The sequence below is a fragment of the Nocardiopsis exhalans genome, assembly GCF_024134545.1.
Lineage (GTDB): Bacteria > Actinomycetota > Actinomycetes > Streptosporangiales > Streptosporangiaceae > Nocardiopsis > Nocardiopsis exhalans.
This window is the reverse complement of record NZ_CP099837.1, coordinates 5322353-5346133: the sequence shown is the minus strand read 5'-3', so window position 1 is coordinate 5346133 and position 23781 is coordinate 5322353. Positions and strand designations below refer to the sequence as shown.

At 69.5% G+C, this 23781-nt stretch carries 20 protein-coding genes; 11 read left to right on the top strand and 9 right to left on the bottom strand.

Annotated features, from left to right (window positions below; all coding sequences use genetic code 11):
• Positions 1-96 precede the first annotated feature (96 nt).
• From NE857_RS23620 to NE857_RS23600, 5 genes are all read right to left on the bottom strand, one after another.
• Entirely contained in the window at positions 97-1146 is a 1050-nt protein-coding gene (locus tag NE857_RS23620; protein WP_254417704.1) for a C40 family peptidase, read from the bottom strand.
• 371 nt (positions 1147-1517) lie between these two features.
• Positions 1518-2849: a group II intron reverse transcriptase/maturase gene (gene ltrA, locus NE857_RS23615; RefSeq protein WP_254417703.1), complete on the bottom strand. Its 1332-nt coding sequence runs from the start codon at positions 2847-2849 to the stop codon at positions 1518-1520.
• Between the two features lie 569 nt (positions 2850-3418).
• Positions 3419-4423: a C40 family peptidase gene (locus tag NE857_RS23610; protein WP_184365376.1), complete on the bottom strand. Its 1005-nt coding sequence runs from the start codon at positions 4421-4423 to the stop codon at positions 3419-3421.
• 393 nt (positions 4424-4816) lie between these two features.
• Positions 4817-6211 (bottom strand): NYN domain-containing protein, encoded by a 1395-nt coding sequence (locus NE857_RS23605; RefSeq protein ID WP_184365375.1) that lies wholly within the window; start codon positions 6209-6211, stop codon positions 4817-4819.
• Positions 6208-6489, bottom strand: a complete 282-nt coding sequence (locus tag NE857_RS23600; RefSeq protein ID WP_184365374.1) for a hypothetical protein — start codon at positions 6487-6489, stop codon at positions 6208-6210. The genes NE857_RS23605 and NE857_RS23600 overlap by 4 nt, the downstream gene beginning before the upstream one ends.
• Positions 6490-6622: 133 nt before the next feature.
• Here NE857_RS23600 and NE857_RS23595 point away from each other — a divergent pair, with 133 nt between their 5' ends.
• The 3 genes from NE857_RS23595 to NE857_RS23585 are packed head-to-tail and all read left to right on the top strand — an operon-like array spanning position 6623 to position 9418.
• On the top strand, positions 6623-8347 hold the full coding sequence (locus NE857_RS23595; RefSeq protein ID WP_254417702.1) for a DEDD exonuclease domain-containing protein: 1725 nt from the start codon (positions 6623-6625) through the stop codon (positions 8345-8347).
• Positions 8325-9089: a rhomboid family intramembrane serine protease gene (locus tag NE857_RS23590; RefSeq protein ID WP_184365372.1), complete on the top strand. Its 765-nt coding sequence runs from the start codon at positions 8325-8327 to the stop codon at positions 9087-9089. Before NE857_RS23595 ends, NE857_RS23590 begins: the two co-directional genes overlap by 23 nt.
• Positions 9090-9142: 53 nt before the next feature.
• Complete coding sequence (locus NE857_RS23585; RefSeq protein ID WP_017581693.1) at positions 9143-9418, top strand: Lrp/AsnC family transcriptional regulator; 276 nt, start codon at positions 9143-9145, stop codon at positions 9416-9418.
• A 67-nt stretch (positions 9419-9485) separates the two neighbouring features.
• Here the strand turns inward: NE857_RS23585 and trpD are convergent, their stop codons facing one another.
• The gene (gene trpD / locus NE857_RS23580) at positions 9486-10607 is read right to left on the bottom strand and encodes an anthranilate phosphoribosyltransferase (RefSeq protein WP_254417701.1); all 1122 of its coding nucleotides are present in this window, start codon (positions 10605-10607) and stop codon (positions 9486-9488) included.
• Positions 10608-10859: 252 nt separating this feature from the next.
• Entirely contained in the window at positions 10860-11297 is a 438-nt protein-coding gene (locus NE857_RS23575; protein ID WP_017581696.1) for a hypothetical protein, read from the bottom strand.
• A 483-nt stretch (positions 11298-11780) separates the two neighbouring features.
• Here NE857_RS23575 and ctaE point away from each other — a divergent pair, with 483 nt between their 5' ends.
• From ctaE to qcrB, 4 genes are read left to right on the top strand one after another with little or no spacing between them, the layout of a single operon-like run.
• The gene (ctaE, locus tag NE857_RS23570) at positions 11781-12407 is read left to right on the top strand and encodes an aa3-type cytochrome oxidase subunit III (RefSeq protein WP_169542743.1); all 627 of its coding nucleotides are present in this window, start codon (positions 11781-11783) and stop codon (positions 12405-12407) included.
• A 17-nt stretch (positions 12408-12424) separates the two neighbouring features.
• Positions 12425-13366 carry a cytochrome bc1 complex diheme cytochrome c subunit gene (gene qcrC, locus NE857_RS23565; RefSeq protein WP_435873513.1) on the top strand — a complete coding sequence of 314 codons (942 nt, stop codon included), beginning with the start codon at positions 12425-12427 and terminating at the stop codon, positions 13364-13366.
• The gene (gene qcrA, locus NE857_RS23560; protein ID WP_017581699.1) at positions 13359-14495 is read left to right on the top strand and encodes a cytochrome bc1 complex Rieske iron-sulfur subunit; all 1137 of its coding nucleotides are present in this window, start codon (positions 13359-13361) and stop codon (positions 14493-14495) included. The genes qcrC and qcrA overlap by 8 nt, the downstream gene beginning before the upstream one ends.
• Positions 14496-14498: 3 nt before the next feature.
• On the top strand, positions 14499-16154 hold the full coding sequence (qcrB, locus tag NE857_RS23555; protein ID WP_254417700.1) for a cytochrome bc1 complex cytochrome b subunit: 1656 nt from the start codon (positions 14499-14501) through the stop codon (positions 16152-16154).
• Positions 16155-16592: 438 nt separating this feature from the next.
• Here the strand turns inward: qcrB and NE857_RS23550 are convergent, their stop codons facing one another.
• Positions 16593-18401 (bottom strand): AMP-dependent synthetase/ligase, encoded by a 1809-nt coding sequence (locus NE857_RS23550; protein WP_254417699.1) that lies wholly within the window; start codon positions 18399-18401, stop codon positions 16593-16595.
• A 625-nt stretch (positions 18402-19026) separates the two neighbouring features.
• Here NE857_RS23550 and NE857_RS23545 point away from each other — a divergent pair.
• Together NE857_RS23545 and NE857_RS23540 are read left to right on the top strand one after the other, a co-directional pair.
• Positions 19027-19512, top strand: coding sequence for a hypothetical protein (locus tag NE857_RS23545; RefSeq protein WP_254417698.1), 486 nt, complete (start codon positions 19027-19029; stop codon positions 19510-19512).
• Between the two features lie 166 nt (positions 19513-19678).
• Complete coding sequence (locus NE857_RS23540) at positions 19679-20626, top strand: ROK family glucokinase (protein WP_254417697.1); 948 nt, start codon at positions 19679-19681, stop codon at positions 20624-20626.
• A gap of 113 nt (positions 20627-20739) precedes the next feature.
• On the opposite strand, the gene NE857_RS23535 is transcribed toward NE857_RS23540, so the two are convergent.
• A complete protein-coding gene (locus NE857_RS23535) occupies positions 20740-21630 on the bottom strand; it encodes a lysophospholipid acyltransferase family protein (RefSeq protein WP_254417696.1) in 891 nt (296 codons plus the stop codon).
• Positions 21631-22059: 429 nt separating this feature from the next.
• Between NE857_RS23535 and NE857_RS23530 the strand changes: the two genes are divergently transcribed.
• Both NE857_RS23530 and NE857_RS23525 read left to right on the top strand, forming a co-directional pair.
• Positions 22060-22857: an alpha/beta hydrolase gene (locus tag NE857_RS23530; protein ID WP_254417695.1), complete on the top strand. Its 798-nt coding sequence runs from the start codon at positions 22060-22062 to the stop codon at positions 22855-22857.
• Positions 22854-23780, top strand: coding sequence for a hypothetical protein (locus tag NE857_RS23525; RefSeq protein WP_254417694.1), 927 nt, complete (start codon positions 22854-22856; stop codon positions 23778-23780). Before NE857_RS23530 ends, NE857_RS23525 begins: the two co-directional genes overlap by 4 nt.
• Position 23781 lies beyond the last annotated feature (1 nt).

Here is a 23781-nt window from a genome sequence, read left to right as displayed (position 1 = left end):
CCAGCGAGTCTAGGGGGAAGCGGGTCCGGGAGCGGGCGGACACGGGAAAGGGCCGCTGGGAACGGGGTGGTTCCCAGCGGCCCTGCTCGCCGCGCCCTAGGGGCGCACGTCTGCCACGAAGTTGGAGCGGTAGTAGTCGCTCAGCTGGACCGTGCCGATGGGCCGGGCCGAGGTCGAGGCGTGCACCATCACGCCGTTGCCCGCGTACAGGCCCACGTGGCTCGGGTTGGGGCCGTAGAAGAACAGCAGGTCGCCGGGCTGCTTGTTCTCCCAGGACACGCGCTGGCCCGCGTTGATCTGGTCGTAGGTGACGCGCGGCAGGGTCACGCCGACCTGGGCCCAGGCGGCCTGGGTCAGGCCGGAGCAGTCGTAGCCGTTGGGGCCGGTGCCGCCCCAGATGTAGGGCTTGCCGATCTGGGCGTAGGCGAAGTCCAGCACGGTCTGGGCGTTGCCGGAGGCCGGGCCGGTGTAGCTGGCTCCGCCGCCGCCGCCTCCGCTGCCTCCGCCGCCACCACCGCTGCTCGCGCTCTCTTCGGTGCTGATGTTCTCGGTGGCGGCCGCCTGTTCCTCGGCGGTCAGCTCCGAGAGCAGCTCCTCCTGCTCCCCGATGGCCTCCTCGGCCGCCTCGGTGGCCTCCTCCGCCTCCTCCAGGGCGTCGGCGGCGGCCTGCTCGGTGGCCTCGGCCTCGGTACGCAGGCCCTCCAGGTGCTCGAGCTCCTCCACGTACTGGGCGAGGTTCTCCTGGTGCTGTTCCGAGAGGTAGGTGAGGTCGGCCTGGTGCTCCAGGGCCGCCTCGGGGCCGGTGGCGCCGATCAGCTGGGCGGGGGAGGTCAGGTCCACGCCGGTGTAGGTGGTGTTGGCCAGGGCGCGCACACCGCCGCTGAGGGCCTCGACCTTGTTCTCGGCGGTCTCGATGTCGCCGAGGATGCCCTCGAGCTTCTCCTCGGCGGCCTCGTAGCTCTCCTTGGCCTCGTTGTAGGTCGCGTTGAGTTCGATGAACTCCTCTTCGAGGCGTTCGATCTCCTCCTGGACGTCACTCGCCGTGGGTTCGGCGTGGGCCACGGCTGCGGGCAGGAGGAAGGCTCCGAGAACGAGGGAGGAGATGACCGCGGTTCGGCGCCGGCGGTCGCCACGGGATGCAGACACTGAAACACCTTTCTCCCCTTGTCCCAGGCCATGCGGGATCAAGGGACTGCACCGGGTGGGGTCCTGGGGGCCAGAGCGGGTGGCCGAAACGGTGTGGGGGTGTGCCCGACCCGGGCGCGGTCGTCGCCACCGGGGGGTGGCGAAAAGGGAGCAACCACGCTCGGTGGTGAACACTAGTGCATTCCTTGGGGCGCACTCAACTGTTTCGTGATGTTCCCTTGAATGAACAGAACTGTCCGAAAAGCCCTCCGCTGACCCTAAAGGCGGTCCGCTCCGGACACGCGCAGGAGCCGGGCAATCGGGTAGGAGGGCCGGGTCGCCCGGCCCTCCCCCCACACCACCGGACATGCGGGCCCGCATCCGGCGGTTCGTCAAACTGATCTCAACCGCTGCCAGGTCGGCTTGAGCATCCGCAGACCAAAGCCCTCCCAGTAGGAGTTGGGCAGCGCCTGCTGAAGGACGACCGAGCCACCGATCCGCCAGTACCCCTTGCTGCTGATCGCCCAGTCCCGGGCCACACGATCCGAGATACCGAGCGAGCGCAACATCCGGCGGCGGGTCCTGGCCCGCTTCCATTCCTTCCAACGGACCTGCCGCATCCTGCGGCGGAGCCATTCATCCAACCCCTGGAACACCCTGGGGGTGTCCGCGAGCCGGAAGTAACCCATCCACCCGACGATGAACCGGTTCAACCGGCCGATGCGATACTCCATCGCAACCGACCACCGGCGCGAGGTCAGCTCCCGGATCCGCACCTTCCAGCGCCTGAGCGCCTTGGGATCGACCCGGATACGCACCCCGGCCCGGGTGAAGTAGAAACCGAACCCCAGCAACGTCGCGACGGATGCCGGAACCACCTTCGACTTCTCCCGGTTCACCTTCAGCTTCAACCGCTGCTCGACCACGACCGTGATCGAGTCGAGCACCCTGTGAGCGGCCCGCCTGCTACGCGTGAAGACACGGATGTCATCGGCGTAGCGCACGAACCGGTGACCGCGACGCCACAGCTCCCGATCCAGGTCGTCGAGCATGATGTTGGACAGGACCGGCGAAAGCGGAGACCCCTGCGGGGTCCCCTGCGCGCTCGGCATCTTGACCCCGTCCGCCATGATCCCGGCTTCCAGAAAGGACCGGATCAGTCGCAGCACCCTGCGGTCGTCAACCCTGCGCGCCACCCGGGCCATCAACACATCGTGCTGGACCCGGTCGAAGAACCGGTCCAGGTCGATGTCCACGACCCATCGGTGGCCGTCCTCAATAGCCCGCCGCGCGACCCGCACCGCCTGATGGGCGGACCGGCCGGGACGGAACCCGAACGAAGACCCGGAGAACTCCGGGTCGAAGATCGGGGTGAGGACCTGCGCGATGGCCTGCTGGATCAAACGGTCCAGCACCGTGGGAACACCCAGCATCCGCTCGCCGCCCCCGGGCTTGGGGATCATCACCCGGCGGACCGGCGAGGGCCGGTATCTCCCCGCGTCGAGTTCTTCCCGAACGCCCTCCCAGTGCTCGCGCAGCCATCCCCGCAGATCAGCGGTAGTGACTCCATCCACACCCGGGGCACCCCGGTTGGTCTCGACCCGTTCGAGCGCCGCGGCCAGGTTCGCGCTGGACAGCATTCGCTGCCACAGATCCCCCTGGCCGTGGTGGACATCGTCTCCAGGCCGCGCCGACAGGTCACTACGCTCTACGGCGGTACTCAACGGAAATGCACCGTCCCCTCCCACCGCAGGCCCGCCTTCGGCGGGGTGGCTGCGATCTGTGTGACCAGCACGAGCGGCACCGGTTCCTCTGTCCCATTTGACGTTCGGCCCTTCCCAGCCCACGAGCGATCCCGGCTGGTACTACGACCTCTGCTGACTTCTGCCCGGTCAGCCGCTCCCTTGCGGTCGCGGCCGTCGGCGCGGCGACATACTCAGCACAACCGACACCCGGACAGACCTCCCCAGGTAAGAACAGCTACTTTCCCCCTACGCCTGCCGCATCTACACCCCGGCCGTCTTGGCAGTGACGGGCTTCGCCATCCATGGCTGGCTCACCCCGACCGGACTGCCTTGTATGCGGTTCGTGTTCCTCAGTGCAGGGTTTCGCCTCGGGCTTCCTCCCGACCCCACCTCGCGGTGACGCCGTTGCCTCCGGCTCAGAGTTAGCACTGCCGCTTCCTCTAGAGGACTTCCACCTCCAAGCAACTGCCCATGCTGGGCACACCACGAGCGAGGCCGCCGCCCCGGAGGGGACGGCGGCCTCGGAAACCGCTGCGGTGCCGGGTCGCCTACGGGCGCACGGCGAACTGGAACTGGCCGCCCCAGTAGGCGGCCAGACCGACCACCTCGAGGTTGCGGCCGCTCCTCGGGGCGTGCACCATCTGGCCGTTCCCGGCGTAGAGCCCGTTGTGGCCCAGGTCGCCGAAGAAGAACAGGATGTCGCCCGGCTGGACGGCGCTCATGTCGTAGATGCGGGTGCCCACGTCGGCCTGACCGTACGTGGTGCGCGGCAGGTCGACGCCGCCGGCGCGCCACGAGGCCTGGACCAGGCCGGAGCAGTCGTAGCCGTTGGGGCCGGTGCCGCCCCAGATGTAGGGCTTGCCAACCTGGGCGTAGGCGAAGTCCAGGGCGGCGGAGGCGCCGCCGCTGCCGACCGGAGCGTCGGGGGTCTGGCCGGCGCTGTCGTCGCCGCCCTCGGCGGAGGCGTCGGAGTCGGGGAACTGGGACAGGATCTCCTGCTGCTCCTCGATCGCCTCCTCGACCTCCTCCTTGGCCTCCTCGGCCTCGTTCTTGGCCTCCTCGGCCTCCTCGAGGGCCTTCTCGGCCTCGTCCTTGAGCGCGAACAGGCGCTCGGCGGACTCGCCGAAGTCGTCGAGCTGGGCCTGCTGGTTCTCCGACAGGTAGTTCAGGTCGGCGTTCTGCTCCAGCAGGGCCTCGGGGCCGTCGGAGGTCAGGACGTTGGCGGTGGAGTTGAGCTCACCGCCCTGGTAGGTGGCGTTGGCGAACTGCTGGACCTTCTCGCGCAGCTCGTCGTAGCGCTCCTGCTCGTCGCCGACCTGGCCGTCGAGCTCGTCGAAGGCGGCCTTGGCCGCCTCGTAGTCCTCTTCGGCCTGGTTGAAGGTCTCAACCGCGGTGGCGGCCTCCTGGTTGAGCTCCTCAATGCGGTCCTCGACCTCGTCCTGGGTCGGCTCCGCGTGTGCGATACCGGGGGCGATGAAGGTACCGGCGGCAACCACGCCTAGGCCGGTCGTAGCGATTCGGCGAGCCGTACGCCGACCACCGGGATTCTTCATGGCGGTCCACGCTCCTTAAAATTGAGAAGTGCGCAAAGGGGTGCTTGGGAGACGAACAAAGCTGGGGGAACCCGTGTGTGGGCACGGGTCCGACGAGAGTGCGCGGGTCTGCCGTCGGGGCGGGTAGGCGCAAGGGTGGTCTTCTATCCAACGGAGCACTCACGTTCCGGGAAGAACCTAGCGGACCCGCCTGCCCAGCTCAACCACGACATGAAACGAAAAACGTCCGTCTCGCTGGTCACCGGGGTCCCGGAGGCGGGTCTTTCGGCGGTCGCCGCCGGCCGTGAACTGGGGGTTGGGCGCGGTCGTGACGGTTCGCGGGGGCGGGTCCGGCGCGCTGGTTCGCGTGGTCGGTCTCTCAGTCGAAAACGGCGCACCGGCCCCGACCCGTGCTCAGCTGTACGACTCCAGACGGCGCAGGAAGACGGGGGAGGGGACCGCGCGGGCGCCCACCCGCCGGACCGCCGAGACGATCTCCTTGTCCGAGGTGACCACCGCGATCGGCCGCCCGGGCGGTTCGGCCCGCACCAGCCGCACGATCAGCGTGTCCGCGGTCTCCCCGGGGGCGCTGAACAGCAGCCGCACCCTGCGGCTGGGCACGACCGGGGGCGCCTCCACGTCGGCGCCGTCGAACACACAGGTGATCTCCGCCTTGGTCCGGCTGGCCAGCCCTTCCAACGAGTTGAGCAGCCGGTTGCGCTGGTCGGCCAGCGGCAGGGTCCCGTACCCGGTCTTGGTGACGTTGTAGCCGTCCACCAGCAGGTGCACCCGGGGCACCGTCAGCAGGTGCTCCAGCAGCCCGGGGGCGTCGTCGGGCAGCCCGCCCAGCGACACCCGGCGCCGCTCCTCCTGGGCCTCGGCTACCAGGTCGGCCGGGCTGTCCAGGGAGGCGGGCAGCGCCAGCTCACGGCGCAGGCCGTGCGAGGCGTCCACCAGCACGTCCAGGAGCACGCGCAGCCGGGCCTCGTCGGCGTTGCGTCCGGTCCGGACCGCCCGTCGGGCGTTCTCCACCTGGGCCTCCGCGTCAGCCAGCCTGGACCGCAGCCGGCGGTTCTCCACCTCCAGGGCGCTGACCTGGCTCTCGGTCTCACTGCGGTGGTCGGCGGTCTCGCTCAACGCCTGCCGGGCCTCGGCGGTCGCCTTCTTGGCCCGCTGACGCTCGGTGTGCACCTTGCGGCGCAGCTCGGCGATCTCCGCCCGCTGTTCCCCGATCTGCCCGCGCAGCCGCTCCAGCTCAGCCTGGTGGACGCGCTGGCTCTCCTCCAGCCGCCGACGGACGTCGTCGAGGGCCTCGGCGGTCTCGTCCGCCTCCTTGGCGCTGGTCTGCCGCTCCAGCTCCTCGTGGACGCCCTCGATGATCTCCGGCCAGCCCTTGGGCCGCAGCAGATAGGCGCTGGCCGCCACCGCCACGGGGTCGGCGGCGGGCGGGACCACCCCGGCGCGCATCCCCTCGGCCAGCTCGGGCCAGACCTGCTCCACCCGGGCGGCGACCATGCCCCGGAAGCCGTGGTCGTTCTCCAGCTGGGCGGCGATCTGCGGACCGGCCAGCCGCGCCCTGCGGCGGGGTTCGAACTTGGCGACCCTGCGCAGCAGCGGGGGAAGGTCGGACGGGCGCATCCCGCCCAGCACGTCGGAGCCGTACTCGACGACCCGGGCGCGAACCGGCTCTGGCAGGGGGCGTCGCAGGCGCTCCCCGCCCTCCTCGGGGGGTACCGGACCGGCGGTGCCGTTTCCACCGGTCGGATCGGTGCCGTCGGCCTCGCCGCCCGTGTCCGGGCGGGCGCTCATGCCCGACCCGTCGCGCTCTCCGCCGAAGAGCCGGAGACCGACCGGTCGGCGTCGGGACGGGAAACGATCTCCACGCTGTCGGTGGCGCCGCACCAGCGGCACTTCACCCGCTCGACCGACTCGGAGAGCACCGTGCGCTCCTCGACCGCACCGGCCCCGGAGAGCTCCTGGTGCACGAAGTCCTGGGAGCGCACCGTCCGGGTCACGTCGAACCGGGTGAGGTTCCCGCACCCGGTGCATCGCCAACGCTCACTGTCACCCGGCATCGCGATCCCCACGGTGTTCCTCCTTGCGTCGTGCTTCGTCACGGGCGGCGGGCTCTGCCGCTCCGCCACCCACATCTTTCCATGTCGGACGGGCCGGGCCGTAGCCCGGCGGTGTTTGGTCGTGGGGCCCGACTACCCTGACCGCGTGGTTCGACAGTCCGCGGCGCCCGTCGGCGTCCAAACCAGCATCGGGGACCTGGGCACACCGCTGACCGGGGTGTCCTTCGTCGTCGTCGACCTGGAGACCACCGGCACCAGCGCCTCGAAGTCCCAGATCACCGAGATCGGCGCGGTCCGGGTACGCGAAGGCCGTGTCGTGGACGAGTTCACCACCCTGGTCAACCCCGGCGTGCTCATCCCGGCCGCCATCACCCTGCTGACCGGCATCACGCAGTCGATGGTGGCCACCGCCCCGCCGATCACCGAGGCCCTGCCCGGACTGCTGGCCTTCCTTGCCGCCGAACCCGACACCGTGCTGGTGGCGCACAACGCGCCCTTCGACACCGGCTTCCTCAAGGCCGCCTGCGAACGGGAGGGCGCGGAGTGGCCCGACTACCCGGTCGTGGACACCCTGCGCCTGGCCCGGGCGGTCCTGGTCCGGCCCGAGGTGCGCAACCACCGGCTGGGCACCCTGGCCGCGTTCTTCGGGACGCCCACCGCCCCCAACCACCGCGCGCTCGACGACGCCCGCGCCACCGCGGACGTGCTCAACGGGCTCCTGGCACGGCTGGCACCCATGGGGGTGACCAGCCTGGAGGAGCTGCGGGCGGTCAGCAAACCCCCCACCCGCGCCCAGCGGGCCAAACGGCACCTGGCCGAGGACCTGCCCGAGCGCCCCGGCGTGTACGTGTTCACCGACGCCCAGGGGCAGAGCCTGTACGTGGGCAAGAGCAACAACCTGCGCCGCCGGGTCGCCACCTACTTCACCGCCGCGGAGTCCCGCCGCCGCATCAGGGAGATGGCCGGGCTGGTGGCGGGGGTCACCCCCATCGTGTGCACCACCGACCTGGAGGCCTCGGTCCGCGAGCTGCGCATCATCGCCGAACGCAAACCGCCGTTCAACCGCCGCTCGCGCCACCCCGAACGCGCCGCCTGGGTCAAGCTCACCACCGACGCCTACCCGCGCCTGTCCGTGGTGCGGGTGATCAAGGACGACGGCGCGCCCTACCTGGGCCCCTACAACTCGCCCAGGGCGGCGGAGGAGGCCAAGGAGGCGCTCCTGCACGCCTTCCCGCTGCGCCAGTGCACGCACACCTTCAGCCCTGGGAAACCGGTGCCCCCCTGTGTCCTGGCCCAGCTGGGCCGTTGCGGCGCCCCCTGCGACGGCACGGAGTCGCTCACCGACTACACCGGGCACGCCGACGCCGCCCGCGCCGCCATGACCGGCGACCCGGCCGTGGTCGTGGACGCCCTCACCGGCCGGATCCGCGAGTTCGCCGCCGAACTGCGATACGAGGAGGCGGCGGCCCTGCGCGACCGGCTCACCGCCTTCCTGCGCGGCGCCCGGCGCGCGCAGCGGCTCACCGCGATCGCCGCCGTCCCGCACCTGGTCGCCTCCCGCCCAGGCGCCACCGGCTGGGAGACGGTCGTGGTCCGCCACGGCCGCCTGGCGGCCAGCGCCGTCCTCGAACCGGGCACCGAACCCGCCGCCTTCCTGAGCTCCCTCACCGCCACCGCCGAGCGCGTTCCCGCCGGGTTCGGCCCGGTTCCCAACGCCACGGCGGGGGAGACCGAACTGGTCCTGGACTGGCTCGTGTCCCCCGGGACCCGCCTGGTCGAGATCGACGGCGAGTGGACATGCCCGCTGCGGAGCGCCGAGGCGCATACCGAGATGACACACTGGGCCCATGGCCGCGCTTCCGCTCAATGACGACTACCCCGTCCGTCGCGCACCCGTCATCGCCTTCGGGCTGATCGCGGTCAACGTACTCGTCTACCTGGTCTCGCCCCAGGCGGCCACCGCCGTCTGGTACCCGGTGGACATGGTCGGGCGCTTCTGCGCGATCGACGACTACTTCATGCGCTGGGGCGCGATCCCCGACGAGATGCTGGGCCGTACCGACCTGGCCGGACCGCTGATGCCCGAGTGCGGCGGAATCGAGGGCAAGTCCGTCTGGTTCTCCGTGCTCAGCTCGATGTTCCTGCACGCCGGACCCATGCACCTGCTCGGCAACATGGTCTACCTGTTCGTGTTCGGTCCGGTCGTGGAGGACCGCATCGGCAAGCTCCGCTTCCTGGGGCTGTACCTGGGCACCGGGGTCGTGGCCGCCTACGGCTTCGCGCTGGTGGACGCGGACGGCACCGTGCCCATGGTCGGCGCCTCGGGCGCGATCTCGGGCGTGCTCGGCGCGTACCTGGTCGTGCAGTTCCGCAGCAGGGTCACCACGCTGGTGTTCGGGGTCATCCCGATGCGTCTGCCCGGGTGGGCCGTGGTGGGCAGCTACTTCGCGCTTCAGTATCTTCTCTACGTCACATCCTCGACCGCCCCGGGCGCCGGATCCAACGTGGCCTACGCGGCGCACGTCTACGGGTTCGTCGCCGGAGTGCTCGCGGGACTGGTGGTCTACCGGCTGCGATGGCGCTCCGGGACGCGGCTCTCCGACGTCTACTAGCGCTCCCCGGCCCGGCGGGCACCGTTTCCGCACCGAACCGCCCAGGAGGCACAGTGATCACCGCGATCGTCATGATCAAGGCCGACGTCCACCGCATCCCCGAGGTCGCCGAGGCCATCGCCGAGATCGACGGGGTCAGCGAGGTCTACTCCGTCACCGGCGGGGTCGACCTCATCGCCATGGTGCGGGTGCGCCGCCACGAGGACCTCGCCGACGTGATCCCGGGCCGGGTCAACAAGGTCCCCGGTGTGACCTCCTCCGACACCCACATCTCCTTCCAGACCTACTCCAAGCACGACCTGGAGTCGGCCTTCGCCATCGGCTGGTAGCCGGCAGACACGAGAGGGGCACGGTGACCGGTCACCGTGCCCCTCTCGTGTGCGTTCCAGGACTGCCTCAGAGCGACTTGGCCAGGCCCTGGCTGGTCTCCACCCACGAGGCCAGCAGGCGCTCGGCGGCGCCGCTGTCCACCGCCGCGGCGGCCCGCTCGTAGCCGACGCGCACCGCCCCGGTCAGGTCCTCGCCCACCCCGTCCACCGCGGCCAGCGCCGCGCCGGCGTTCAGCAGCACCGCGTCGCGCACCGGCCCGGGCCGCCCCGCGACCAGGTCCCGGACCGCCTGGGCGTTGAACTCCACGTCACCGCCGCGCAGCGCGTCCGGGGCCGAACGCCCGATCCCCAGATCGGCCGGGTCCAGCCGCTCGCGCCGCGCCTGGCCCTCGGAAACCACCCAGACCGTGGAGGTGGTGGCCGTGGTCAGCTCGTCCAAGCCGTCGTCGCCGCGGAAGACCAGGGCGGCGGAGCCGCGGCGGGCGAACACCCCGGCGATCACCTCGCACATGCGCTCGTCGAACACCCCGATCGCCGAGGCGGTCGGCTGGGCGGGGTTGGTCAGCGGACCGAGGAAGTTGAACACGGTCGGCACCGCCAGCTCGCGGCGGGGCTTGGCGGCGAAGCGCAGCGAGGGGTGGAACAGCGGGGCGAAGCAGAAGGTGATGCCCGCCTCCCGCGCCACCCGTACGGTCAGCTCCGGCGGCAGGTCCAGGACCACGCCGAGCCGCTCCAGCACGTCGGCGGTACCGCAGGAGGAGGACGCCGCGCGGTTGCCGTGCTTGACCACGCGCGCGCCCGCGGCGGAGGCGACGATCGCCGCCATGGTGGACACGTTCACGGTGTGGGCCCGGTCGCCGCCGGTGCCGACGATGTCCAGGGTCGGACCGTCGACGCTGATCCGCACCGCGTTGTCGAGCATGCCCTGGGCCAGGCCGGACACCTCGGAGACGCTCTCGCCCTTGGCCCGCAGGGCGATCGCGAAGCCCGCGATCTGGGCGTCGGTCGCCGAACCCGACATGATCTCGTTCATCGCCCACCCGGTGTCGGCGGTGCTGAGGGTGGTCCCGCCCAGCAGGGCGGTGATCAGGTTGGACCAGGTCCGCTCCGCGACGGCGGAGCTTTCCCGGTTGTCGGTATCGACCGCGTTGTTCTCGGCCGGGGCGGCCGAGGAGGCGGGGACGTTCATGTGGAACTCCTGACTGAAGGGCGTGGGCAAGGGGGCGCCGGGGGCGGGCACGCCTGTCGGGTGCCCGCCTCTCTCAGCGGCCCTGGGCGAAGAGGAGGGCGAAGTCGGCGCGGCCGCGCCATCGTCCGATGTCAGCGCCGTGGTTGAGAGCTCCGCCCACCACGAGTCGACGGCGCATGTCCCTCTCGCCGTTGTCCCCTTCAGCCGTCAACCGGCCGTGATCGTCACGCCTCCGGTCACCACCCACTGGGTTCACCCGCTGAGCGCGGCGGCGCGCTGGCGCATGAGTTCGGCCAGCGACTCGGCGAGCGCGACGGGGTCGATCGGGTGGCTCACCACCTGCTCGGCCTGCGACCAGGTCGCCAGCCAGCCGTCGTCGCGCCGGCCCACCAGCAGGAGCACCGGCGGGCAGCGGAAGATCTCGTCCTTGACCTGGCGGCACAGGCCCATCCCGCCGGTGGGCGCGGCCTCACCGTCGAAGACGGCCACGTCGATCCGCTCGGCCGGGTCCTTGGACTCCAGCTTGCGCAGGACGCCGGGCGCGGTCGCGCACTCGACGAACTCGACCTTGGGAACATCGGCGGCGGGGCGGCGGCCGATCGCCAGCCGCACCTGCTCACGGGTGTCCGCCTTGTCGCTGTAGACCAGTACGCGCATCCTGGCATCCGTGTCCGTACCGCTGATCACCATCGCGCAACCGTCCCATCGCGTCTGTCCGCGGCCGCTGCCGTGGGGGGTGCGGCCGTGGCGTTCGTTGGCTGTATGCCTATGACTGTATTGCCTCGGGGTCACCCGGCCCAGATGGGAGCCGGGGGACCGGTGAAGGGGCTGAGACCTTCGACACCACAGGATGCCAGGGTCGTGCGGCGCTTCGCTAACCCGCCCCGGGTGCGGCGTTGCCCAACGGTAACCGTTTCGATACCTCGGCGTTGGCCGGGGGAGGTTGAAGCGACTTCTGGCGGGGTACGGAACGCCTCAGCCGCCCCGGTTCGAGCTTTTCGGCGCCTCTGAGCGCGTCAGACGCGGACCCAGGGCACCCGAGCGGTTACAGTAACGCCCGAGTCACGACGAGAGAGCCGAGCCGGGCCCCGACGGCGGCCGATACCGGGACCGATCCGTCTCCTTACGGGGGGTCGAGTACGGACCTTCGCGAGAAGCCGTAATAATGCTCCCGTGGCGACAGCAACCGCGAACCCAAAAACAGCAACCGCATCAGCGCATGGTGTGGCAAAGCGTCCTGACCTGGTGAGTGTTGGCACCATCGTGTGGCTGGCCAACGAACTCATGTTCTTCGCTGCGCTGTTCGCGATGTACTTCACCATCCGATCGGTGACCAACGGGAACCCCGAGCTCGGCGAGTGGGCGGACGTCCACCTCAACGTGCCGTGGGCGACCACGATCACCGTTGTCCTGGTGGCTTCCAGCTTCACCGCGCAGTTCGGCGTCTGGGCCGCTGAGCGCGGCGACGTCAAGAAGCTGCGCATGTGGTTCTACATCACGTTCTTCATGGGCCTGTTCTTCATCCTTGGACAGGCGTATGAGTACTACGAGCTCATCTTCCACGAGGGCCTGACTCTGCAGTCGAGCGCCTACGGGTCGATGTTCTACCTGACCACGGGCTTCCACGGACTCCACGTCATCGGTGGTTTGATCGCGTTCCTCATCATGCTGGGACGCACGTACGCCGCGAAGCGCTTCACTCACCAGCAGGCGACCAGTGCGATCGTCGTGTCCTACTACTGGCACTTCGTCGACGTCGTCTGGGTCGCTTTGTTCATCACCATCTACTTCATCCAGTAACCCGAAACGGGGAAACCGTGAAATGGATTACCGCGCGGCGACGGCATCCCCTGGCGGGGTATGTCGTCGTCATCCTCGCGCTAGCCCTGTTCGGGGTGGGGTACGCCGCACTGGCCCCCACCGCCGACCAGGCGCAGGCGCAGACCCTTGCCGCTGAGGCGCCGTCCGCGGACGACGTGGACATCGCCCAGGGCAAGACCATCTTCGACCAGACGTGTGCTTCGTGCCACGGGCTGGACGGCGCTGGGTCCGAGACCGGTCCCGACCTGCGTGAGGTCGGATCGGCCGCAATCAACTTCCAGGTCAGCACCGGGCGTATGCCCTCCATGGACCCGGACAGCCAGATGCCGCGCAAGCCGATGGTCATGTCCGAGCAGGACCTGGCCGACCTGATCGCGTACTACGACGCGGAGATCAGGGACAACGGTGCCGGCGCCGACGTGCCCTACGAGGTGCCCGGTTCCGCTCCGCAGCGTGCCGACTTCGTCGACGAGGACCTCGACGCGGAGGAGGTCGACGCCCTCTACGAGGAGGCCGTCGCCGCCTACGAGGCCGAGTACGACGCCTACATCGAAGGCGCCGACGACGTCGACATGGGCATGAAGCTCTACCTGACCAACTGTGCGCACTGCCACAGCTGGTCCGGTGGCGGCGGCGCCCTCACCGACGGCCGCTGGGCCCCCGAGATCCACGAGTCGACTCCGCGAGAGATCTACGAGGCCATGGTCAGCGGACCCGGCGCCATGCCGATGTTCAGTGACGGCGTCATCTCTCCGGAAGAGAAGCAGGAACTGATCTCCTACGTGAAGACGCTCCAGGCCGAACCCAACGCCGGCGGCATCTTCGACCTGCAGCGGGTCGGTCAGGTCGCCGAGGGTTTCATCAACTGGACCATCGGTCTCTCCCTGATCATCGCCTGCGCGATCTGGATCACCGCGAAGCAGCGTGCCCATGACTGAGAACAGCAACAACGACAACAAGGCGGGTGACGACGCCACCGAGCGCGTCGTCGGCACCCCGACGGACACCGCGGACGTGGTGACCGAAACCGCCGCCGAGGCGGAGAGTGAGCACAACGGGCCGTACCTGGCCTCGGAGACTCACCACCACCCGGAGGAGCAGCAGCGCCGGGGCGAGAAGATGGCCGCGGCATGGTTCATCGTCGCCATGCTGGCGGGGATCGGGTTCATCGCCTCGTACTTCGTCTTCCCGCCCAACGCGGCGGGGGAGCCCGCGATCGCCGATCCGCAGATCAGCCAGTACTCGAACATGCTCCTGGGTGGCACGCTCACCCTCGCGATGTTCGGTATCGGTGCCGGTATGACGGTCTGGGCGCGCAACATCATGCCGCACTACGAGGTGGCCTCGTCCTACGACGACCTTCCCTCCAGCCCGGAGGAGAAGAGCTCGTTCAGTGAGTTCTTCATGAAGAGCGCGGACGAGAGCGGCTTCACCAAGCGTCCGCTGATGCGCCGCACGCTCATCGCGGCCATGCTGCCGCTGGGCATCGCGCCGATCGTCCTGCTGCGTGACACCGGCCCCGTGCCGGGCGACCTGATGAAGAGCACCCCGTGGGTGGACGGCATGCGCATGCATGTCGAGGGGACCCACCGGGAGATCAGGCTCGAGGACCTGGAGAACGACCCGTACGGGATGATCTCCGCCCTGCCCGCGGTGAACGACGACCGCTACCCGCACGGCATCAGCCTGAACGACCAGGCCAAGTCCGTCATCCTGCTCATCAAGATGCCGGAGGACGACTGGAAGCCCGGGATGGACCAGCCCGTCCGTGAGGGCAGCGACGAGACCCACATGAACTGGACCCACCAGGGCATCGTGGCGTACTCGAAGATCTGCACGCACGTGGGTTGCCCGGCCGCGCTCTACGAGCGCACCACGCACCGCATCCTGTGCCCGTGCCACCAGTCCACGTTCGACGCGGCCGACGCCGCGAAGGTGGTCTTCGGTCCCGCGCACCGGCCCCTGCCCCAGCTGCCGATCGGTGTGGACGACGAGGGCTACCTCGTCGCCAGGGGCGACTTCAACGAGCCGGCCGGGCCGACGTTCTGGGAATACAGGAAGGACTAGTCGATGAGTAAGACCACGCAAGCCCCCAAGGCGCTGCGCGGCGTCGGAAACTTCATCGACGACCGCTTCCACCTGGCCAAGGGCGGTGAGAAGAACCTTCGCAAGGTCTTCCCGAACCACTGGTCGTTCATGCTGGGCGAGATCGCGCTGTACTCGTTCATCATCCTGCTCGTCACCGGTGTCTTCCTCACGCTGTGGTTCAAGCCGAGCATGGCGGAGATCGTCTACGACGGCTCCTACGAGCGCCTCCAGGGCGTTCCGATGAGTGAGGCCTACGCCTCCACCCTGTTCATCAACTTCGATGTCCGTGGTGGCTTCCTCATGCGCCAGATCCACCACTGGGCCGCGCTGATCTTCGTGGCCGCGCTCGTGGTGCACATGCTCCGGGTGTTCTTCACCGGTGCGTTCCGCAAGCCGCGTGAGATCAACTGGCTCATCGGTGTCGCCATCTTCACCCTGGCCATGGTCGAGGGCCTCTTCGGCTACTCGCTGCCGGACGACCTGCCCTCGGGTATGGGTGTCCGCATCCTCCAGGGCGTCATGCTGGCGCTGCCACTGGTGGGTTCGTACATATCGATGTTCCTCTTCGGCGGGGAGTTCCCCGGCGAGGACATCATCACGCGGCTCTACATGCTGCACATCCTGCTGATCCCGGCCCTGTTGCTGGCACTGATCGTGGCCCACTTCATGATCCTGTGGCACCAGAAGCACACGCAGTACCCGGGACAGGGACGAACAGACAAGACCGTGGTCGGGACACCCATGTTCCCGGCGTTCGCGGTCAAGGCCGGCGGGTTCTTCTTCTTCACGTTCGCCGTGATCGCCGGTCTGAGCGCGTTCGTCCAGATCAACCCGATCCACCTGTTCGGCCCGTTCACGCCGACGTCCATCACCTCCGGCCTCCAGCCGGACTGGTACATGGGCTTCATGGAGGGTTCGCTGCGAATCTTCCCGAACACCCTGGACTTCACGCTGCCGATCGGCGACGGGTACCCGATCATCACGGCGGTCCTGGTCCCGGGCCTGGTCGTACCCGGCCTGATCTTCGGTGCTCTGGCCGCCTGGCCGTTCATCGAGCAGTGGATCACCGGTGACAAGCGCGCCCACAACGTCGCCGACCGTCCGCGCAACGCCCCGGTCCGCACCGGTCTGGGTGTCGCCGGCATCGTCTTCTACGGCGTGCTCTGGATGGCCGGGGCGAACGACGTCCTGTCGGAGACCTTCTCGATCGACCTGTACCTGACCACGTACATCTTCCGTACGCTGGCCATCTTCGGTCCGATCATCGGCTTCATCATCACCAAGCGCATCTGCCTGGGCCTTCAGCGCCGTGACCGGGAGATCCTGGAGCACGGTTACGAGAGCGGCACCATCCAGCAGCTGCCCAGCGGTGAGTTCATCGAGGTCCACAAGGAGAGCTCCGACGAGACCACGCACGTGCTGGCGAGCAAGCCGGTCATCACCTCGACCGCTCTGGAAGAGGACGAGACCGACGAGAAGGGCGTGGAGAACCCCCAGGCCCGCAAGGGCATGGGCAAGCTCCGCCGGGCCCTGGCTCACTGGTACACGAAGGACAACGTGTCCTTCGAGGGGGTGGAGGCCCACACCGGCCACCACCTGCACCACTCCGCTGACCACGGGGACGACAAGGCTCACTAGAGCCCGCCTGTCGTGACGACGGACCCGGCCGCACAGCGCGGCCGGGTCCGTCGTGTGTCCGGCGGTGGTGCCCGTCCGGGGGCTGCGCTGCTCGGGCACGACACCCAGAGCCACGCTGCGGGGTCCGTGCCCCGACACGTGCACCTGCGGGAGTCCAGTCCGGCCCCGCCTCCTGGGAGCGCCCTCAGAGGCAGTGCCCCGGTCCGCATGTCCGCGGTGTGCGCGTCGGCCGCAGGCCCGGGGAGCGCTCTCACGAGGGGCCGGGAGTCGCGGAGAGCGGACGGTGGGCACGGGCCGGGTACGGAGAAGGGGGCCGACCGCCCGTAGGCGATCGACCCCCTCAGCTTTCAGGAGCGACGGAACCTGCTTGCTGAAACCCGATCCGCTGAAACCCGATGCGCTGAAACCTTGACCGGGGAGACCCTGGCCGTCGAAACCCTAGCCGCCGTAGATGTCGTCGATCTCCTTGCTCCACTGCTTGCTGACGACGTGGCGCTTGACCTTCAGGGAGGCGGTCATCTGGCCGCCCTCCTCGGTGAAGTCGCTCGGCAGGATCTTGAACTTCTTGATGCCCTCGGCCTTGGAGACGGCCTTGTTGGCCTCGTCCACGGCGCCCTGGATGGCGGCCTGGAGGTCGGGGTCCTCGGTCAGGTCCGCGATCTCGCCGGTCTTGTTGTTCGACTCCTTCCAGAGGTCGAACGACTCGGGGTCGATCGTGACCAGGGCCGCGATGAACTTGCGGTTGTCACCGACGACCATGCACTGGCTGACCAGGGCGTGGGCACGGATGCGGTCCTCGAGGACGGCCGGGGCGACGTTCTTGCCGCCCGCGGTCACGATGATCTCCTTCTTGCGACCGGTGATGCTGAGGAAGCCGTCGTCGTCCAGCGAGCCGAGGTCACCGGTGCGGTAGAAGCCGTCCTCGAAGGCCTCCTTGGTGGCCTTCTCGTTCTTCCAGTAGCCGACCAGGATGTGGTCGCCCTTGAGCAGGATCTCGCCGTCGTCGGCGATGCGCACGGTGGTACCGGGCAGCGGCTGGCCGACGGTGCCGATCTTGTTGAAGCCGGGGCTGTTGACCGTGCTCGGGGCGGTGGTCTCGGTCAGACCGTAGCCCTCGATGATGGTCAGGCCCACGCCGCGGAAGAAGTGGCCGAGGCGGTCGCCCAGGGCCGAGCCGCCCGAGACCGCGTACTTGGCCTCACCACCGAGGCGGGCCATGATCTTCCCGTAGACCAGCTTCTTGAACAGGCCGTGCTTGAGCTTCAGGGTGAACGGGACGTTACCCGTGCTCAGCGCCTTGCTGTAGGCGATGGCGGTATCGGCGGCGGCGTTGAAGATCTTGCCCTTGCCCTCGCCCTCGGCCTTCTGCTGGGCCTTGGTGAAGACCTTCTCGAACACGCGGGGGACCGCGAGCAGGAAGGTGGGCTTGAAGACGGAGAACTGGTCGATCAGGTCCGGGCCGGTGCTGGGGTAGTGGCCCAGGACGGCCTTGCCCTCGATGACCATGACCTGGACGAAACGCGCGAAGACGTGCGCCAGGGGCAGGAAGAGCAGGGTGGAGGGGGTGCCCTCGTGGCCCAGGATGACGGGCTTGGCCGGGCCCTCCAGCGCGGAGTGCGCGATGAAGAGGAAGTTGCGGTGGGTGAGCTCGCAACCCTTGGGGCGGCCGGTGGTGCCGGAGGTGTAGATGAGGGTGGCGAGGTCGTCGGCCTTGACCGCGGTGCGGCGCTTGTCGAGGTCCTCGTCGGAGACGCCGCTCCCGGTGGCGCTCAGGGCCTCCAGGTCGCCGCCGTCGAACTTCCAGATGTTGGCCAGCTCGGGGGCCTCGGCCCGGACGGACTCGACGCGCTCGGCGTGGGCCGCGGTCTCGACGAAGGCGGCCTTGGCCCCGGAGTCGGAGAGGATCCACTGGACCTGCTCGGCGGAGGAGGTCTCGTAGATCGGTACGGTCACGGCGCCGATGGACCAGACCGCGTAGTCGACCGCGGTCCACTCGTAGCGGGTACGCGACATGAGCGCGACGCGGTCGCCCTGCCCGATGCCCGCGTTGATGAGGGCCTTGGCGTATCCGACGATGTCGCCGTGCAGCTGTGCGACGGTCACGTCGCGCCACTGGCCGGACCCTGGCTCCTCCTGACGACGGGCGGCGACGGCGTTCGGCTCGCTGGCCGCGCGCGCAAAGAGCGTGTCGGTCAGCCGCGCGTCGTCGGAGATCTCAGCCTTCGCGGGAGAGCTGTATTCGCGCACGTGATGCTCCTGGACGTGTACGGGTTCTTGATGTTGGGGACGTGACGACCGTAACAACAGGAGCCTACTCGTGAGTAGAACAGGTTGCCGTTCGGTATCCAACGGTGATCCGAGCTTGACGCGCGGGTGAAGGTCAACGCGCTGTTCAGCCGGGTGCGCACCGTCGGTCTCGTGCGGGCGGTCCGGGACGTCCCCCTGTGCTGTTGTACGCGTGATCATGCCCGCTGAGAGGTCGGTCGACTCTCGTTGGGCCTTCCGGGAGTGCGCAGGTCAAGCAGGTGATCCCGGTTACTTCTCGCGCGCAGTCGAGACTATCGCCTGCCGGGTGTTTTGTGCACATCTGGTTAAATTCACGTTGTTTCCGCCCCAAGTGGCCTCAACTCCTGTAGGGCGACGAGTATCCTTTTCCGCTCCGCTGGCGCCTCGGTGCCCGGGGCGTCCCCGACCGCATCCCCGCCCCGTGTCCGCGTCGCATCCGGCCGGTCCTCGCCCCGCCTCCGGTTCGCCCCGACCGGACCCCGCTTCTTCCCTGGTTCGTCCCTGAACCTGCCCTGAGACGCCCTCTCCTGCCCGGTTCGGGCGGTTAACGTGAGGCCAGAGGACCACTGACAGGAGGCTCACGAACATGACCGACGACAACAGCACCGGGCGCTCGGAACGGCCGAACAACGGGCGTTCGGACCAGCCCGACCTCATCGACGACGCGCTGCGCCTGGTCGACAGCCTCCAGCGCAAGCTGCTGGTCGCCGGGGTCAAGCGCGGTGTCAGCGCGGTCACCAGCCCCCCGCCCAAGAAGGGCGACGTGTGGGAGGAGGCCATCCGGGTCGAGACCCAGCAGGAGCGCCCTCCGCTGGAGGAGTTCGTCGAGATCGTGCGCAAGAGCGCGCCCGAGGTCGCCGGACACCTCGGCCGGGCCGGACTGTCCCTCGCCAGTGCGGTGGGAAAGACCTGGGGCGTGATGGAGCGCTCCTTCGAGCAGGGCCGGGAGGAGGCCGCCCGGGCACGGGAGGAGCGGGAGCAGCGCGAGTGGGCCGACCGCGAGCGTGACGAGCGGGCCCGCCGTGAGTCCCCGGCCGATTCCGGAGAGGACGCCCGGGGCGGTGCGGAGTAGCAGGTCACGCCGGGGGAGCAGGGCGAACCGGCGGGTATGCGCCGGTGGGGTGTTCGCGGCCGCCTGAGCCTGGTTTAATCGAATGGTTTACACCATTTGAAAACCCTCTGCCATGAACCTTGAGACTTATGTCAGAGTTCGGGCGTAAGTAGAAGGAGCTGCCCCCATGCTGACCATTGGCGTAGACATCGGCGGAACCAAGGTCGCCGCCGGTGTCGTCGACCACGACGGGCAGATCCTGGACAAGGTCAAGTACCCGACCCCGACCAACGACCCCCGCCAGCTGGCCGAGGTCGTCGGTCGGGCGGTGGCGGAGCTGCGCTCCCGCAAGCCCGACGGTGAGATCGGCGCGGTGGGCGTGGGCGTGGCCGGGTTCGTCGACGAGGACCGGGCCACCGTCCAGGTCGCGGTCAACCTCGGCCTGCGCGACGAGCCGCTCAGGGAACGCGTGCAGCAGCACGTGGGTCTGCCCGTGGTCATCGAGAACGACGCCAACGCCGCGGCCTGGGCCGAGGCCCGATTCGGCGCGGGACGGGGCAGCGACCACATCGTCTGCGTCACCCTGGGCACCGGGATCGGCGGCGGCCTCGTGCTCGGCGGGGCCCTGCACCGGGGCCGCTACGGGGTGGCGGCCGAGGTCGGCCACTACCGGATGGTCCCGCACGGCCGCCGTTGCGCCTGCGGCAACCACGGCTGCTGGGAGCAGTACGCCAGCGGTCGCGCCCTGGTGGCCGAGGGGCAGGACCTGGCCCGCACCGACCCCCAGCGGGCCGAGCGGCTGCTCAAGCTCGCCGACGGCGTCGTGGAGCAGGTCAGCGGCCGGATCATCACCCAGGCCGCGATGGAGGGCGACCCGGCGGCGCTGGAGTGCTTCCGGATCGTGGGGGAGTGGGCGGGTCTGGGCCTGGCCGACCTGGCCGCGATCCTGGACCCGGAGTGCTTCGTCCTGGGCGGCGGGGTCTCCGACGCGGGCGACATCATCCTCGACCCGGTGCGCGCCTCCTTCGCCCGACACGTCTCCGGTCGCCCGGGCCGCCGCCTGGCCGAGGTGCGGGTGGCCGAGCTCGGCGGCGAGGCGGGCATCGCCGGCGCGGGTGACCTCGCCCGGTACTGACCGACCGCACCCGGTGTGGTCCGGCACCCGGTACGGCACCCGATAGGACACAACGCTGAAGGGGCGGTCACCGGAATCCGGTGACCGCCCCTTCGCCGCGCAGGTCTCAGGCGCTACTCGGCGCCGCCCGCGGTGTCGTCCCCGGGGGAGTCCTTCTTCGCCTTCTGCTCTGCCTTCTGCTCTGCCTTCTTCTGGGCCTTCGCCGCGCGCTTGGCCTCCTTCTGGGCCTCCTTGCGCGCCTTGCGGTCAGCCTTCCTGTCCGCGCGCTTGCTCCGGCGCTCATCCTTGGCGCTGGCCTGCTGCTCGCGCTTGGCCTCCTTCTCCTCGGCCTCGATCTCGGCCTTGACCGCCTGCGCGTAGCGGTCCACGTACTCCTGGCCGGAGAGCTCCATGAGGGAGTACATGATCTCGTCGGTGATGGCGCGAAGGACCCGCTGGTCCTTCTCCATGCCGTAGTAACGGGAGAAGTCGAGCGGCTTGCCGAAGACCACCTTGGGGCGCACGCCCAGCTTGGGAACGGTGCGGCCGGGGGGCATGATCTTCTCGAGGTTGATCATCGCCATGGGCACCACCGGGGCCTTGGCCTCCAGCGCCAGCCGGGCCACGCCGGTCCGACCCCGGTACAGCTTGCCGTCGGGGGAGCGGGTGCCCTCGGGGTAGATTCCCAGCAGCTCGCCGCGCTTGAGCACGCGCAGCCCGGTACGCAGGGCCGCCTCGCTCGCCTTGCCGCCGGAACGGTCGATCGGGATCTGCCCCACGCCGGTGAAGAAGGCCTTGCTGAGGAACCCCTTCACGCCGGTGCCGGTGAAGTACTCGGCCTTGGCGAGGAAGATGATCTTGCGCGGCAGCGGCAGCGGCCCGAAGAAGTGGTCGGAGAACGACAGGTGGTTGCTGACCATGATGGCCGGACCACGCCGCGGCACGTTCTCCACGCCCTCCGCGCGAGGTTGCCACAACACGGCCAGAATCGGCCCCAGGATCGCCTTGACCACCCAGTAGAACATTGCTTCAGATCACCCCTGCACACGCGGGGAGCACTGAGGCAGGGTCTGCCGCGTCTCACTGTCCCGCTCGGCCGTCATTGTCCGGAACGCTCCCACCGCGGATGCGGGGAGGCTGACAAGCGTCATCTTCCCACCACGTGCGGGTAACCGCCAAAAGCAGCCAGAACGGACCGGGTTGTCCGTCGCCGGGGAAGAGGGAGCCGCGCCGCGGGGGCACTGTCGAGGATACTCACCACAGGTGACGCCCCCGTCTCCCGACCCGGGCCGCGGGGTCACCGGACGCGCGGGAACACGCCGGGCCCCCACGGAGTTCGGGCAGGGGAACGCTAACGTTCTTGCGATGACAAACGCTCACCCGAGCGACTAGCCTCACGGCTGGGGCCGCGATCCCATCGGAGCCCTCCGCCGTACGATCCCGGGAGCAGACCTGTGAGACCGACCAACGCCATCCCCCTGATCCCGGGTGCGGACCCCTTCAGCCACTCGGGTTCAGGCGTCGGTGTCCTTCTCTGCCACGGTTTCACCGGTTCGCCGTACTCGATGCGCCCCTGGGCCGAGTACCTGGCCGAGGCCGGGCTGACCGTCGAGCTGCCCCGACTGCCCGGGCACGGCACCACCTGGCAGGACATGGCGACCACCACCACCGACGACTGGTACGCGGAGGTGGAGCGGGCGCTGCTCGACCTCGCGGAGCGGTGTGACGAGGTGTTCGTCATGGGGCTGTCCATGGGCGGTGCGCTCACCCTGCGCCTGGCCCAGGAGTACCCCGACATCGTCCAGGGCGTGGTTCTGGTCAACCCCTCCCTCGTGGTGGAGGACCACCGGCTCCCCGTCATCGCGCCGATCCGCCGCCTGGCCGCCCGGCTCCTGCCCACCACGCCCGGTCTGGAGAGCGACATCGCCCTCGAACAGGCCGGGGAGGGCGGGTACGACCGGGTGCCCACCGCCGCGGCCGCGACACTCCCGAAGCTGTGGCGCACGGTTCAGGGCGGCATGTCCGGTTTGCGAGCGCCGGTTCTGGCCTACCGGAGCCCCCAGGACCACGTGGTGGGACCGGACAGTCTGCGTATGCTCGCTAAGAGAGCGGTCAACACCCGGCTGACGATCCACCTGCTTCACGACAGCTACCACGTGGCGACCCTCGACCATGACGCCGCCACCATCTTCGAAGGAAGCCTCGCGTTCGTGCGCGAGCGCAGCAGAAGCGGGGAAGGAGCCGACCGATGACACAACGTCGGGGCAACGGCCTGCTCGCCGACGCCTACGTTCCCCTGATCCTGCTCGCACCCTCACACGCCGACCTCATGCTGGAAGCGCTCCGGCGCAGTGGGATCGCCGCCTACGCGGTTCCTCTGGAAGAGGACGTCCTGGAGCCCACCGGCGGCCAGGCCGAGGACCCGCCCACCGACCACCTCTACGTCGACGCCGAGGAACGCGGCGCCGCCGAACAGGTGCTCGGCTCCGAACTGCCCGACCTCGGCGGACGCGAACGCGAGACCGGCCCCGACCTGCTGGCGCCGCGCGGTGAGGGCAGGGCCGAAGCCGAGGGCGAGGAGGGCCAGGAGGCGTCGGCCGCGCAGGAGGGCAGCGACCCCCCGGTCGGCGGCGACCTGCTGGACGGGCCGCCCGCCAACGTGGACCCCGACGCGCCCCCGGCCAGGAGCAGCGACGAGGACGACGTCTGGAAGGACCTCGTCTCCCGCTTCTACGACGACTCCGAGGGCACCAGCGAGCAGCGCGGCCGGGTCGCCTGGCCGGACGCGGAGAACCTCAGTGCCCCCGACGAACAACAGACGCGGCTCGGCGACATCCTCGCCAATCTCCCCCGCGACCGGGAATCCGACGAGGACGACGAGCAGGCCCGCGAGGAGGACCGGCGCCGGGCCGAGGCGGAGCTGGAGGGGCACTACGAACCCCCGCCCCCGCCGCCCCTGCTCCAGGGCGACCGGGTGGGCATCGCCGCCTGGTTCGGTCTCCTCGGCGGCCCCGCGCTGCTGTTCGGCGCCGCCTTCCTGGGCATCTCACTGCCCAACTGGATCATGTTCCTGGCCGTCGCTGCTTTCCTGACCAGCTTCGTCGTGCTCATCCTGCGTATGACCGACTCCCGCCCGCCCGGCGACAACGGGCCGGACAACGGGGCGGTGGTCTGAG

Excerpts from the sequence above, each read along its gene's own strand:
- NE857_RS23590 (WP_184365372.1), top strand. The coding sequence starts at position 8,325 with ATGGCCGCGCTTCCGCTCAATGACGACTACCCCGTCCGTCGCGCACCC.
- NE857_RS23575 (WP_017581696.1), bottom strand. The coding sequence starts at position 11,297 with ATGGTGATCAGCGGTACGGACACGGATGCCAGGATGCGCGTACTGGTC.
- qcrA (WP_017581699.1), top strand. The coding sequence starts at position 13,359 with ATGACTGAGAACAGCAACAACGACAACAAGGCGGGTGACGACGCCACC.
- trpD (WP_254417701.1), bottom strand. The coding sequence starts at position 10,607 with ATGAACGTCCCCGCCTCCTCGGCCGCCCCGGCCGAGAACAACGCGGTC.
- NE857_RS23605 (WP_184365375.1), bottom strand. The coding sequence starts at position 6,211 with ATGAGCGCCCGCCCGGACACGGGCGGCGAGGCCGACGGCACCGATCCG.
- NE857_RS23610 (WP_184365376.1), bottom strand. The coding sequence starts at position 4,423 with ATGAAGAATCCCGGTGGTCGGCGTACGGCTCGCCGAATCGCTACGACC.
- NE857_RS23540 (WP_254417697.1), top strand. The coding sequence starts at position 19,679 with ATGCTGACCATTGGCGTAGACATCGGCGGAACCAAGGTCGCCGCCGGT.
- NE857_RS23525 (WP_254417694.1), top strand. The coding sequence starts at position 22,854 with ATGACACAACGTCGGGGCAACGGCCTGCTCGCCGACGCCTACGTTCCC.
- NE857_RS23545 (WP_254417698.1), top strand. The coding sequence starts at position 19,027 with ATGACCGACGACAACAGCACCGGGCGCTCGGAACGGCCGAACAACGGG.
- NE857_RS23535 (WP_254417696.1), bottom strand. The coding sequence starts at position 21,630 with ATGTTCTACTGGGTGGTCAAGGCGATCCTGGGGCCGATTCTGGCCGTG.
- qcrB (WP_254417700.1), top strand. The coding sequence starts at position 14,499 with ATGAGTAAGACCACGCAAGCCCCCAAGGCGCTGCGCGGCGTCGGAAAC.